This is a genomic window from Psychrobacillus sp. FSL K6-4615, from assembly GCF_038008225.1.
Taxonomy (GTDB): Bacteria; Bacillota; Bacilli; order Bacillales_A; family Planococcaceae; genus Psychrobacillus; species Psychrobacillus psychrotolerans.
Window position 1 is genome coordinate 3,214,257 of sequence record NZ_JBBOYQ010000001.1, and the last position, 13,879, is coordinate 3,228,135.

The following is a 13,879-nucleotide window of genomic DNA, read 5'->3' on the forward strand; positions in this document are numbered from 1 at the left end:
CATTCCACTTGGTTATACCTTACTTTGTAGCATTTAGCTCTTTTTTTATTATCTACTAGGATATCGATTACAACGTGGCAAACTGATTAAAAACGTGTAATATAGAGATTAGAAGATTGCAGAAAGCGGGTTTGATGCGTGAAAAAGATTCTACTCATATTGATGTCTATCCAATTTTTAGTTTATCTCGGCTTTGGAATTATTATTCCCGTGCTGCCAGAGGTTATTTTAGAGCAAAATTATAATGAAATTCACGTTGGTGGTTTATTGACGATTTACTCGTTAGCTTCCTTCTTCACTGCTCCACTTTGGGGAATGCTATCCGATCGTATTGGCCGTAAAACACTTATTTTAGTCGGATTGGTAGGATTCAGTTTAAGTTTTTGGTTGTTTTCCTTGTTTTTTGATTCGCTCTTTATGCTTTACTTATCTCGTGTAGTTGGAGGATTATTTTCTGGGGCATTGTATGCAGCAGTTACAGGTTTTGCAGCTGACTTATCAACGGAAGAAAACCGTAATAAGTATATGGGATTCCTCGGTATGTCGATTGGTTTAGGCTTTATATTCGGTCCAGCAATTGGCGGAGTTCTCGGACATATAGATTTAGCTCTTCCATTTACAGCTTCAGCTATCTTGTTACTGGTGATTTTCGTGTATGCTTTGATCATTTTAAAAGAACCAGAGCGTACAGGTGAAGCAAATAAACGTGCACTCCTTCCTAAGGGAGCTATGAGTTTGTGGAGCTACCGCATTAAATATCTATTCCTATTTTCGTTCATGGTCACGTTTTTACTAGCGGGTCTTGAGGCCACGTTCCAATTGTTCCAAATCGAAAGAATTGAGATTACCCCGCTACAAATAGGCTATTTGTTCATGTTCAGCGGATTTGTCGATGCGGCAATCCAGGGTGGTGTCGTTAGACGTATTAAAAATGGTACTGAAACAAAATGGCTTTTGTACGCACAAATTGTTACAGCAATTGGATTGTTTATGACTGTCTTCACTCAAAGTATTTTCTGGGCAGGACTATCTTTATGTGTGTTTACTGCAGGAAATGCGTTAGCACGAACAACGATTGTTTCTCTCACAACGAAAGAATCGGGTGGACGCTATGGGACAGCAGCAGGGATGTCTTATTCGATGGATAACCTAGGTCGTATTATCGGTCCATTATTATTCGCTTGGCTATTTACAAAACAACCAGATAATATTTATATGCTATCTGGGGTACTTGCGGTGCTCTCTATTGTTTTAATCTTTGCGTATCGCAAATCAACGAAATCATTAAAGAATGCGGCATAGCATTTAACTATTAATACAGGTGAAGAAAACAATTCCTTCACCTGTATTTTTATGTGGTTGAGCTTCCTTGTATCAAGATGGTGGTCTATACGAGTTAGTTCCTCTCGGATAGCTGGTGGTCTGTCTCGTATGCCCGTATAAGTAAGGAGCTTTCTCGGATAACAGTTAACCTCTCTCGGATAGAGCCAGATTACTATCGTTCAAATCGAACTTTCTCGTATAGTATAATTTCGCTCTCGTATAACCAAGCCAGACTAACTTTCCGTCTTTAAATACGCCACTTTTTTCTGCCCTAACTCCGGATGTGCAGCTCTAACTACAGAAGGTCTTGCCAAGAATAGAGTTACTAATATCAACAACATACTAGAGACAATTAAAATACCTTCTGCCGGGAATATATCGTATAAGAAACCGAACAATACCATTCCAAGTGGCATAAGCGCCATTGCGCAGGTTTCTATGATAGAAAATACACGCCCCTTATAATCATCCTCTATCATTTTCTGCATCATTACCTGTATCGGAGTATTAGTTACCATCATTGTTGCTCCAAAGAAGAACATTAGTACAATATAAAATACTACTAACATTGTGGAAGACATAGTTATTAACAAGGGCAAAGCCACTGTCCCCATAAGAACTCCTAATACAACGATTCCCCATTTGGATACGAGAAACGGAAATTTCAATTCTTTTCGTGTAGAGAAGTAAATAGACAATAGAAGCATCCCAATCGCAAATGCCCCCTCTGTAAAACCAAAATGTTGTGCATTAATCTTTAATTTTTCAATGAGGATAAATGAGTATCCTACCTGATAGGCACCAAACAAAAAGTTGATAAATAAAGAGATGACAACCATTGTTTTTAAAATAGGTTGCTTCATCAAGTAACGTAAACCAGCTTTCATACTCTCTAGCATTGGTTCCTTCGGTTCCCCTTCAACTACTTCTTTTCGCTTCGCAAACAATTTAAAGTCCATCGTAGATTCCAAAAGAACCGCAATAACGGAAGCAACCATATACATAATTAGGAATACCGGCATAGACACTGCTCCGTAAAGAAGTCCACCTACAGCTGGGCTTCCAATGGCTGCAAAAGAAATGGACATTTGGTTGAGCGACATTGCTTTTTGAATTCGTCCCTCATCGACTAATCCTGTAATAGATGAACTAAAAGTAACTCCAGAGAATAAAGAAGTTAACGATAAGATCACGGTCGTACTATAAATCGCGAATAAAGATAATCCCATCGTCAAACTCACAACGAGTAGCCCACCAATTGCGATTGTTGTTGCAATCTGTGCCACAATAACAATCATTTTACGAGAATATTTATCAGCAGCATATCCCGCAAAAGGTGCAACTATCGTTCTCGGTAAAATACTACAAATCAAATTTAGTGCAAAGCTTGATGCAGATCCTGTTAACTGTAAAATATAAAAACTAATTGCAAATGCATAGACCTGTGCTCCAAAAGTGGAAACTAATTTACTTACTGTGAACGTCCACAAATGATATGTCGCCTTCTTAAGTTTTAGTGCTTCTTCCATTTCTCTAACCCCTTCGTTTTGTGAATTATCAAAAAGTTTAATATGATTAAACAAATAATATCATGAATATACTTTCATTTCAACAAAAAGTTTAATATAATTAAACTACTGTAAAGAGGTGAAAAAGTTGTCCACATTAGGCGAACGCATTCGAACATTACGTAAACAACAGAAAATGACACTTGAAGCTTTAGCAGGTACAGAATTAACAAAAGGCATGCTCAGTTTAATAGAAAACAACAAAGCAAATCCTTCTATGGAAAGCTTGAATTACATCGCGTCACAGCTAGGTGTTGAAGTAAGTGAGTTACTGGAGGAAATAAGCGGACAAGAGGTACGAGAGGTATTAGATCAAGCAGAATTACTGTTCAACACAAAGGATTATGACTTTCTAAATGAACTTGAGCAGGTGAAAAATCTAATAGAACCGTATATACCAAGACTAACTCAAGGCTACGAGGCAACGCGGTTACTAGATATATACGGTCGATGCTTAGCTTACTCTGCTCCCGAAGAATCTGTCACGCTGCTGAAAAAGGTTGCAAAAATGTATGAAGACTTACACTTGATAACTAAAGCAGCTGACATAGGGAGAAATCTTGCGATCATTCCATTTATGAATCACCAGTATCAAATCGCACTAGATGTATTGTTAGAAGAACGAAAAAAACTGGAAGCAAACCCTCTATGGATTGATCCATTATCGCGGATGGATTTCGACTATTTGGAAGCTGTACTTTACTTTGCAGTAGGAAGAAATACAGATGCCATTCAAATGATGAACGAAGCTATTCAATATTCCAGTGAACATAAAATTTTTAAACAAATAGATAATTTATTTAGGCTAGCAGCAGTTCATGCGATGATGGAAGAGGACGCGGGGAAAATGGCGCATTATTTAAAAAAACTAGAAGCCTATAGTGAATTTGCTGATGATGAGGATTCCAAAGCTTTTATCCACTATGCTAATTTGCATTACTTAAATACCTATCAAAAGATGTATATGGAGGCGGATGCTCTATACCATAAATTCTCTCTTGATAAGATTAATACGAAATTATTTACCCCCTACTTCCAACTGGAAAGAGCTAAGACTTTATACGGATTAGGTAGAGTTTTTGAAGCATTGAAGATATTTGATGAGGTGAAAATTCCTGACATCGTTCACCATCCAATCGATCTATCTATTTTCTATGAAAAGGATGCATACATTGCATTATGTTATCTAGAACTAAACCAGGTTAAGAAGGCTGTTGATGCTGTAAATGTCGCAATAAACAACGTCGGAAAAATGCCCGACACGCCGTATAAAGTTTTTATTTACACTACGTATGAGCAAGTAATGATACGTTCTTAGGGGGAAATCAATGTTTCTTCTTTTATTATCGAAATTTCATTTCTTTTTTACTTACGTAACTTACAAAAACAGTTTCCTAAGGACGGTATAATTTTGAAGGGTTTTAGACAGACGTTTTAATTATAGTGATTACCAAGTGAGTAAAATTTCAGGGATGCTAATTGGTTGTGATATCCGTCACAACCAACTAGCATCCCATTTTTCAATAATCTTATAATATTAGTCGGAACCTAGAGAAAAGCAGTATGCGTTTATTAGTCATGATACCTTCGATAGTTCCCTAACCAATTCATAAACTTCACCCATGCGTCTTCAAAATCTGGTTGAATACAAGATACTTGTAGCAAATTTTTTACGATTAAATAATCACTTTTATAGTGAAGGTCAAAACCAGACATTCTTGCATCTTCTGCTAAGTAAGGAAACTTAACCTCTTTCCATGTGAAAATCATTGGATAGTGATTATCTGAGAGCAATTCGATCCCATGCTTGGACACTTCGTCTTCGATAAATCGCATGCGACGATGTAACAGATTGTACCTCTCTCCATTTTCATAAGCTTTTAAAGCTACCTCTAGGCTATGTACAAACTGAGAAGGAATCGTAAAAGGTATTGCATTATTCACGCTCAATCCCAGATCTAAATATGAAGGGATATTATTACTCGATGTTACTTCTGTGTTAGCGAATACAAAAGCTAATCCACTCATAGTCCCGATAGCTTTACCACTTACACCAGTTGCAAGATATACTCCTTCTAAGCTAAATGGAAGTGCTCCAAATGAACTCACACAATCCATACAAAGCAGCACACTATAACGGTTACATAATAACTTTATTTCTTCCAGGTTATTTAACATTCCAGTGGACGTTTCACCGTGGACCATTAAGAGCCAACTATAAGCTCCGGTGGCAAGTTTTTCTTCGATTAGCGATAGATTATAAGGGCTTCCCCATTCAAAAGATGCAACATCAAAAGATAACTGCCAACGTTCCGCTTGTTTTTCCAAGCGGTCTCCAAAGGCTCCATTTTTAACGATTAAGCCTTTCTCTCCTAATACGTGTAACTGCGCTATCATCGCTTCATTTGCAAGCGTCCCACTCCCTAAAAGCAAGTGGGCATATGCTGCACCACTCATCGATAATAGATTGTTCTTCACTCGCTCTAGCATGACCTCGAACTCATGCGTTCGATGAGACAATGGACTGGCAGAAAACGCTCGTTGTATGGCGTCCGACTGTTGTACAGGCCCAGGATAAAATGAATATCTTTTTTGTTTAAACCGAGAGGCCACTGACTGGTCAAAACGATCCCTAGTTAGTACCATCGGGATAAATTTAGCTTCTTCTGTACCCACTGGATCAGCAAAAGGTTCAAAACCAAGCTGATTATACAACTTTTGTTCCCGTACCGTTCCCGATATTAGCGCTGCTCCATATCCATTTTCATACGCATAATCGGAAAGAGCACGTGCTAAGTAATAAAACACTCGTCCATTCCGGTGAGCCTTATCTACAGCCATTAATCGAACCTCACATAACAGTCCACCTAATGCATCCTTCGGCAGATACTCCTCCACTTGCCCAAGCTTTAAATCTAGAGAAAAAGGACGGGCAGCTCGAAATGCTACCATTCCTGCTAACTCCTGATCCTTTAAAACAATGACATACACATTCTCATGGTGAAACGCATCGACCCGCATCCCACTAGGATCCGGCTCGTGCTGTGGAATCTCCTCCACAAATGTTTCATAATTTAATCGCGCTATCGCTTCAAACTCTTTTTCTGTTCGTGCAATTTTACACCAATACATCCCTATCTCCCCTATCTATTCACTGGAATGATAGCGTTCCGTTCTTTTTTCCAATAAACTAATCCCTACCATCAATAGAACTATTGCAATAACCACCATCATACTTACATACGTCCAAATACTACCAAAAGTTCCCTCATATACCGTCACTTGTTTCATAGACTCCATTGCATAATATATTGGAGAAATCCATTTCATCGCCAGTAATGCTTCCGACTGAACTATTTCTAATGGCCAGTAAGCCCCGCCAATCATTGCAAATGCTACCGCTACAAGAGAAATGATAATACTGCTTTGACTTACTGTTTTTACTAATGAAATAACAAAAACAGAAAATGCCAGTACAAGCAAAACATAGATAGCAGCAATAATCCCTACTTTCCAAAATCCACCGTACATATTGGTACCTAACACATACCTGAAGACAAATAAAACAAGCATCACTTGGAGAAGCCCGATAATGTAACTAAAAGACAGATGCCCGACATAAAGTTGAAATTTACTTACTGATGCTAACTTTAATCGATTCCATACTCCCGTGCGCTTGTCTTCTAATATAAATTGAACATTAATTGATACCGTATAAAAAACAAAGAATAGCGTAAACCCAAACAAACTTTGAAGTGCATTATCGTAACGAAATACTTCTGACTCATCCATTGCTTCTGTTTGAATATGGAATGCTTGGTCTTCTTGCAAACTTATTTGAATGTCTTCCCAAGCTTCCACACCACCTACCTGTATAACTTGCTTTTTAAAACTAATATCGCTATAAGCCGATTCAATTCTCAAAGATAGGTTTCTCACATTATCAGAATCTGAGGCAGAATAAATAGTATAGGAATTTTCCTTCAACCCAATACCGACCATTCGAATATCTTTTTTCGCTTTTTGCTGCAACTCTTCGTCTGTAATTTCTATAAGGGAATATCCGTCCTCTTCCTTCAACTTCTCTAGTACTGCTTGAGTCGTTTCAGTACCGTCGACAGCCACCGATACACTCATCTTTCCATTACTAGAGCTGCCTACTACGTATGCCATTACTAAGGTCATTACTGTCATCATGATTAAAACGACAGGCTTTCGTTTTAAATTTAAAAATCTAGCAATCCATATCCCCTTCATCCTGCTACACCTCTTCTCGGAAAGAAAACAATGGCAAATAGCACGCACACAGCTACTAGAACATATATAGCCAACATAAAAGGCCAAATAACTGATAAATCCTGCCCTTTTTGTATAGAGAGTATGGCAGACATTGTTGCACCATTGGGAGTAAAGTCACCAATCTTTCCGAGTGTTTCCGAAATATCACGAATATTAAAGAAAGATCCACCTAAGAAAGAAAATACCGTTATAAACAATCCATTAAACACATTCGCAATACCTTCTGTTTTTGTTCGAAATTGGAGAGTAGTTATCAAAGCAGACAATGCACCAACAAATACACTATAACTAATAATTATAAGGCCCATTCCCTCTAGAGTGATCCATTCTATACCTAATACAAGCATTCCAAATGAAAGCATAATGGCTTGCTGGATAAAGGCTACAAATGTTCCTGTAAAGAAAATAGAAAGTGTATATAAAACAGGAGACACCCCTGCAAGTAATATCCGGTCATATACTTTCCATTGTACTTCTTGCAGTGCAAAGCCTGCTAGGAAAGCAGGGATATATAATGCGAACATCACCATCATTCCAACTGTGTAGTAAATAGTTGCAGGTATTTTCCGCCCACTTGCCTCTAAAACCTGTTCTACCTTCTCTACACTACTGACGTTACTCATAATTTCCTGAGGTGATAAGTTTGCCGCTAAAAGTGCCGCGGATTGGGAATATCCACTTTGCCAGTCTGTTAGAACAGCATCAATTATGGATGCACGAATTTCATTATCTTGATTTAGATATAAGGATACACTAGGAAAATCGGGATTATTAAAATAGGCAGATTTTATATAATTCAATCGGAAGTTAGAAGGGATAGTTAGGATGCCATCTATATTTTCATCCTGTCGAGCGGTCTTTAAATCTACTTCCTTTTTATATTCCACAGCAATATACTTCTTCATTTCGTCAGCAGCTAGAACGGTGCTGTTTAATAATTCTACTGGATCACCACTTTTAAACTGAGTGAGCAAAGCATCCAAGGCTACGCCTGTTACCCCTTCTCCTTCTAAAAATAGCTTAATTTCTTTTTCCTCTTGAACCCATGATGAATTATCTAGGATGAGTAAATTTGCTTGAATCGCCGCTTCTTCTCCACCGTCCATTATGCTTCCTAACGCATTTGAAAGTATGGTTATTAAAACGAGTGGCATGACCAATAAAATAATTAACGGTTGCTTATTTCGAATCAGCATTTTCATTTGTTTCGCAATTAAACTAAACAGCATCACTTCATCTCCCCTCTTAATCCCTTAGTGCTTTTCCAGTCAAATGCAAGAACACATCTTCTAGGGATGGCACTTTGACAATCGCAGAGGTAATCACTACATTACTTGCCGCAGCAATCGCAAAAATATTAGCTAGTGGCTCTTCACTTTTGGACATTGAAATCGTTAGTATCTCTTCATCTATACGAAAAGTTGCTTGTGGGAACTGCTCTTTCAAGTTCTTTTCAAAGTTCTCCGTAAGTAAATTAGTTTTCAATTCAATTGTTTGATTGTCGGAGACCAGTTCTTTAAGCTCTTCTTTTGTACCGTGTGCAATTATTTTTCCTTGATCCATAATATATATTTTGTCACACAGCATTTCTACTTCTTCCATATAGTGACTCGTATATAAAAGAGTCATTCCATCTGCCACAAACTGCTTAACAGTTTCTAAAATATACGCTCTCGATTGTGGATCAATTCCGACGGTCGGCTCATCCATTATTAAAATCGAAGGTTTATGTAAAAGTGCAGCACCAATATTCAGACGTCGTTTCATCCCACCTGAAAATGTTTTAACTATATCCTTTTGTCTATCCAACAGCCCAATCTTTGTTAGGACTTCTGTGATCCTCGTTGCCAAAAGTTGCCCTTTTAATCCATTAACTCTACCGAAAAAAGCGAGATTTTCCCTAGCAGAAAGCTCTGGATATAAGGCAATTTCTTGTGGAACTACTCCTAATGCTTTACGCAATGGGTCTGGATTTTTTGCAATGGATTTTTCATTCCATAAGACGTCCCCGCTTGTCGGTTGAACTAAGGAAGATAACATAGAAATAGTCGTTGATTTGCCCGCCCCATTGGGACCTAGTAATCCGACCGACTCTCCCGCGAACAGTTCCACATTGACTTCTTTTACAACTACTTTGGTTTTAAATTTCTTAGAAAGATTTATGGCTTGAAGCATTTCTCCATCTCCTTACAACCTAGTTATTTCGATTATAGCAAACTACTAGATTAGTTTATGTAGAAATATTTTTAATATTTAGTATTTCGATAATTTATCTGAAAGTATATTTCTAAACATGAGAAAAACCGAGCAAAAAATGCCCGGTCCCTTAAAAATAAAATGTGCATATGCCGTTGATACCCGCTCCGATCCACATAACAGAAAGCAGTAGTATTATTCATTCTTTAAATTTCTGTAGAACCATAAAAAAACTGCCCTTTGATGAAAGGACAGTTTTTTTGCGAGACATATTAAACTTCGTCTGTTGCAATTTGGTTTAATGGTGTATTGTATAAATCTTTATCTAATTCACCAGTTAGTTTTGCAGTAGCAACACCAGCGGTCATTGAACCACTAACGTTTACTGCTGTACGTCCCATATCGATTAACGGTTCAACCGATACTAGGAGACCCGCTAAAGCAACTGGTAAATTTAATGCAGATAGAACTAGAATTGCAGCAAATGTTGCACCGCCACCAACTCCTGCTACACCAAACGAACTAATTGCTACTACTCCGACAACAGTTAAGATGAACATCGGGTCTAATGGATTGATGCCTGCTGATGGAGCAATCATGAACGCTAGCATCGCTGGGTAAATACCTGCACAACCATTTTGACCAATAGATAGTCCGAACGATCCAGAGAAGTTAGCAACTCCTTCTGATACACCCATTTTAGTTGTTTGTGCATTAATGTTAATAGGTAGAGTTCCTGCACTTGAACGTGAAGTGAACGCAAAGATTAATGGTTCTGCTGCCTTTTTAACATAAGTTATTGGATTTAATCCAGATAAAGTAATGATTAATAAATGTATCGCAAATACTACTGCCAATGCTACATAAGAAGCGAGAACAAACTTACCTAAATTGTATATGGCACTAAAATCTGATGTTGCAACGGTTCTTGCAATAATTGCTAAAATTCCGTATGGAGTTAAACGAAGTACTAGCTTAACTACTCGCATGATTAATGCGTAAATCGCATCAATGCCTGTTTTAATGGTTGCTGCAGTTTCTTTCTCTTTACGTGCTATTCCTAAATAAGCGAATCCTAAAAACGCTGCGAAGATAACTACCCCAATAGTGGACGTTGGTCTAGCTCCTGTAAAATCTAAAAATGGATTTGCAGGTAATAATTCTAGTATTTGGTCTGGAAGTGCTTTGTCTGCAACTTCTGCAGAGCGACCTTCATAGTATTCTGCACGTTCAGTTTCAGCATCTCCTTGAATGATTTGTTCTGCATTCAAATCGAATATTGCTGCAGAGCCAATACCAATAACAGCAGCAATGGCAGTAGTTCCGATTAAGAAACTCAAAATAATTGCTGCCATTTTACCAAAGTTTTTACCGATTGTAATTTTTGTAAACGCCCCTAATATTGAGATGAATACTAATGGCATTACAATCATTTGTAGTAATTTTACATAACCAGTACCGATAAGGTTATACCAAGGTACAGTTTCTGCCAACACTTCCGAATCTACCCCATAGGCTAAATTCAATACTAAACCTAGTAAAATACCTAGTCCTAGAGCCGTGAATACACGCTTCGAGAATGAAACATGTTTCTTTTGCATTATGATTAGTACTCCAACTAAAAGGAGTAAGGCAACTATGTTTAGAATAATAAATAATAAATTCATATAAAAACCTCCATTTTTTGTGCTCATCATATATTAATACTTTTATCCCTATCGGTCAAGTAGGAATTACTTTCTATTTAATATATGTCTTCCCTACTTTCTTTGAGACAAATCAGCTATACTAGAATTTAATAGCAAATGATTATATAGACATGCACCGGGGGTGAAAATTTGATAGCAAGCTTTTATGGTATTATTGTTTCTGGCATCCTCATTTTAAATATTTCTTTGGCAATAGCCCTAATATTTTTAGAACGTCGAGATGCTTCCGCTACTTGGGCGTGGATTCTAGTCCTATTCTTTATACCTATTTTAGGATTTGGTATTTATTTATTGTTTGGACGAAAGCTACGTAAAAAAACGTTATTCCGTTGGGAAGGAAAAAACAAGATAGGTATCGATAATCTCATTGAATTTCAAATGGAAGCTATCGAAGATGACTCATTTGATTTTCGTTTAGATGATGCAATGCATTATAAAGAGTTAATCGTTATGCACTTACATAATAACCAAGCAGTCTTAACTCAAGACAATAAAGTCGAAATTTTCACTGATGGACGAGAAAAGTTTGATGCTCTCCTTCACGATATCGGAAATGCAAAGGATCATATCCATATTCAATACTATATATTCCGATTAGATTCCTTAGGGCAGGAGATTTACCAGGCAGTGTTAGCCAAAGCAAAACAAGGGGTTAAAGTAAGAGTTTTATACGATGATACTGGATCACGTTCCTTAAGAAAAAGACATTTTAACGAACTGATTGAGTTAGGTGGTCGTGTAGAGGCATTTTTCCCTTCTATCTTTCCACTTATCAATCCCCGGATGAATTACCGGAACCACAGAAAAATCGTTGTAATAGACGGACGAATCGGTTATATCGGAGGATTTAATGTTGGAGATGAATATCTTGGACTAAAAAAGAAATTTGGATACTGGCGCGACACGCATTTACGTATCGAAGGTAGTTCTGTTCATCCTCTTCAAACCCGATTCATTCTCGATTGGAACCAAGCCTCCGCAGAGCATGATATCGAGTATTCTGATAGATTTTTCCCAGCCATTCCGATGAAAGGTTCTGTTGGCTTGCAAATTGTTTCTAGTGGACCCGATTCCGAATGGGAGCAAATAAAAAATGGCTACCTTAAGTTAATTATGATGGCTAAAAAGTATATTTATATTCAATCTCCATACTTCATCCCAGATGCTAGTTTCATGGATACGTTACGTATTGCATGCCTCTCAGGTATTGATGTACGAATTATGATTCCAAATAAACCCGATCATATTTTTGTCTACTGGGCGACTTACTCCTATGTTGGCGAGTTAATAAGAGCTGGAGCTAAAGTATATATTTACCAGAATGGATTCTTGCATACAAAAATGATTGTAATTGATGACGAAGCTTCTACAGTGGGAACGGCAAATATTGATGTGCGTAGTTTTAAATTGAATTTTGAAGTAAATGCCTTTATATATGATCGCGAAACTTCTCATCAGTTAGCAGAGTTATTTGAAGAGGATATGAAGTTATCTACCGAGATGACGGCAGAAATATATGAAGAAAGATCAACCATGATTAAATTCAAAGAGTCATTAGCTCGTCTAATTTCACCGATACTTTAATATTGTTTTCGAAGGGCTTTGGACAGATTTATTGCTATAAGATTACCGTTTGATTTTTTTAAGAGGCTAGTCGTGACTGACGTCACAACTAGCCTCTTTTTTCTCGGTATTCTTATGGCTTTTTACTGTCCGTAGCCCTCTTACATCTTTTAGAAATAGGTTAGTTCATTTCTGGAAACCTCTTTTTGTATTCTAATCCTGTCTACTAAAGATTTAGGAATTCTTCTAAAGTCACGTTTGCTTCGTATACTTGAGGCGCAAGTTCTTTTCCGATGTACCTAAAATGCCACGGCTCATACATATAACCTGTAATTTTTTCTGAGCCATTCGGATAACGCATAATAAATCCATACTTATGGGCATTGGCTGCAACCCATTTGCCTGCTTCTGTTTCTCCGAAGCTTTCTCTAGCGAAATGTTGTTCAAAATGCTGCTCTCCGATGTCAAAAGCTAGCCCTGTTTGATGTTCGGAATAGCCCGGGCGTGCACTATAACGATCCGCAGCCTCTTGTCCGTCATTTGTTACATAACGTTCATATAACTGAGTTTGATAGTCAAAAGATCGATACGTACTGAAAGCTACAAGGTCATACCCAGATAAAATTGCCTCAGCAGCCATTTCTTGAAATGCTGTTCTAGCCTCTTTGCTTTCACCAGGTGCATAAGTAGATGGCAGGGGATACTTTTTACTAGCAATTAATACACCTTTTACTATTGTAGGCTCCTGGGGTAAAACTTCGTTACCAATATAGCCTTTTGCGCCAGACATATCTACCTCTTCCACTACCGGCTCCTCCACAATAGGAATTTCCTGTTTTGGTTCTTCTATAACTGGTTTATCCACATTAGCTTCTTCTGTTTTATCAACATCGACTATTTGCTTAACACCTGTCAAATCACGGAGTTCCTCTATACTTTTATCTATATTCCATTCATTCATTCCTACCCACACTACCGCTGTGGCTACAAGTATTCCTGCAATGATTCCAGAAATAATATATGGCCATTTTTTCTTCTTTTTTTCTTGTAAAAAGCTATATCTTGACTGCATATCTTCGGACTTCCTTCTTTCTTATTACGTTATTTCTAGTTTACCATTTTTCTAATAACTATTCTCTTATTGAAATTCAACTTCGCCAAAATAATTATAACCATCCTGAACGATAAATGAATCCTCCTAAATAAGTAAAAGCGTATCTA

General features: G+C 37.5%; 10 protein-coding genes. 3 read left to right on the forward strand and 7 right to left on the reverse strand.

The window, feature by feature from the left end; genetic code table 11:
- Positions 1-138: 138 nt before the first annotated feature.
- Positions 139-1,302: an MFS transporter gene (locus tag MKX53_RS16100; protein ID WP_340763648.1), complete on the forward strand. Its 1,164-nt coding sequence runs from the start codon at positions 139-141 to the stop codon at positions 1,300-1,302.
- 254 nt (positions 1,303-1,556) lie between these two features.
- Here the strand turns inward: MKX53_RS16100 and MKX53_RS16105 are convergent, their stop codons facing one another.
- The gene (locus MKX53_RS16105) at positions 1,557-2,852 is read right to left on the reverse strand and encodes an MFS transporter (RefSeq protein WP_340912557.1); all 1,296 of its coding nucleotides are present in this window, start codon (positions 2,850-2,852) and stop codon (positions 1,557-1,559) included.
- A gap of 127 nt (positions 2,853-2,979) precedes the next feature.
- Between MKX53_RS16105 and MKX53_RS16110 the strand changes: the two genes are divergently transcribed.
- Entirely contained in the window at positions 2,980-4,209 is a 1,230-nt protein-coding gene (locus tag MKX53_RS16110) for a helix-turn-helix domain-containing protein (RefSeq protein WP_340912560.1), read from the forward strand.
- A gap of 254 nt (positions 4,210-4,463) precedes the next feature.
- Here MKX53_RS16110 and MKX53_RS16115 read toward each other — a convergent pair whose 3' ends face one another.
- The 5 genes from MKX53_RS16115 to MKX53_RS16135 form a co-directional block, all read right to left on the reverse strand.
- Entirely contained in the window at positions 4,464-6,023 is a 1,560-nt protein-coding gene (locus MKX53_RS16115; protein ID WP_340912562.1) for a GNAT family N-acetyltransferase, read from the reverse strand.
- 15 nt (positions 6,024-6,038) lie between these two features.
- Complete coding sequence (locus MKX53_RS16120; RefSeq protein WP_340912563.1) at positions 6,039-7,148, reverse strand: ABC transporter permease; 1,110 nt, start codon at positions 7,146-7,148, stop codon at positions 6,039-6,041.
- A complete protein-coding gene (locus tag MKX53_RS16125) occupies positions 7,145-8,419 on the reverse strand; it encodes an ABC transporter permease (protein ID WP_340912564.1) in 1,275 nt (424 codons plus the stop codon). Before MKX53_RS16125 ends, MKX53_RS16120 begins: the two co-directional genes overlap by 4 nt.
- 16 nt (positions 8,420-8,435) lie before the next feature.
- Positions 8,436-9,365 carry an ABC transporter ATP-binding protein gene (locus tag MKX53_RS16130; RefSeq protein WP_340912566.1) on the reverse strand — a complete coding sequence of 310 codons (930 nt, stop codon included), beginning with the start codon at positions 9,363-9,365 and terminating at the stop codon, positions 8,436-8,438.
- A 293-nt stretch (positions 9,366-9,658) separates the two neighbouring features.
- Complete coding sequence (locus MKX53_RS16135; RefSeq protein WP_093537554.1) at positions 9,659-11,053, reverse strand: L-cystine transporter; 1,395 nt, start codon at positions 11,051-11,053, stop codon at positions 9,659-9,661.
- A 171-nt stretch (positions 11,054-11,224) separates the two neighbouring features.
- Here MKX53_RS16135 and cls point away from each other — a divergent pair, with 171 nt between their 5' ends.
- Positions 11,225-12,679 (forward strand): cardiolipin synthase, encoded by a 1,455-nt coding sequence (gene cls / locus MKX53_RS16140; protein WP_093537553.1) that lies wholly within the window; start codon positions 11,225-11,227, stop codon positions 12,677-12,679.
- A gap of 205 nt (positions 12,680-12,884) precedes the next feature.
- Here cls and MKX53_RS16145 read toward each other — a convergent pair whose 3' ends face one another.
- A complete protein-coding gene (locus MKX53_RS16145; protein WP_340770566.1) occupies positions 12,885-13,730 on the reverse strand; it encodes a M15 family metallopeptidase in 846 nt (281 codons plus the stop codon).
- Positions 13,731-13,879: the final 149 nt, after the last annotated feature.

What these genes read in the sequence shown, in the direction of transcription:
- MKX53_RS16105 (WP_340912557.1), bottom strand. Translation starts at nt 2,852, where the DNA reads ATGGAAGAAGCACTAAAACTTAAGAAGGCGACATATCATTTGTGGACG.
- MKX53_RS16115 (WP_340912562.1), bottom strand. Translation starts at nt 6,023, where the DNA reads ATGTATTGGTGTAAAATTGCACGAACAGAAAAAGAGTTTGAAGCGATA.
- MKX53_RS16120 (WP_340912563.1), bottom strand. Translation starts at nt 7,148, where the DNA reads ATGAAGGGGATATGGATTGCTAGATTTTTAAATTTAAAACGAAAGCCT.
- MKX53_RS16125 (WP_340912564.1), bottom strand. Translation starts at nt 8,419, where the DNA reads ATGCTGTTTAGTTTAATTGCGAAACAAATGAAAATGCTGATTCGAAAT.
- MKX53_RS16130 (WP_340912566.1), bottom strand. Translation starts at nt 9,365, where the DNA reads ATGCTTCAAGCCATAAATCTTTCTAAGAAATTTAAAACCAAAGTAGTT.
- MKX53_RS16135 (WP_093537554.1), bottom strand. Translation starts at nt 11,053, where the DNA reads ATGAATTTATTATTTATTATTCTAAACATAGTTGCCTTACTCCTTTTA.
- MKX53_RS16145 (WP_340770566.1), bottom strand. Translation starts at nt 13,730, where the DNA reads ATGCAGTCAAGATATAGCTTTTTACAAGAAAAAAAGAAGAAAAAATGG.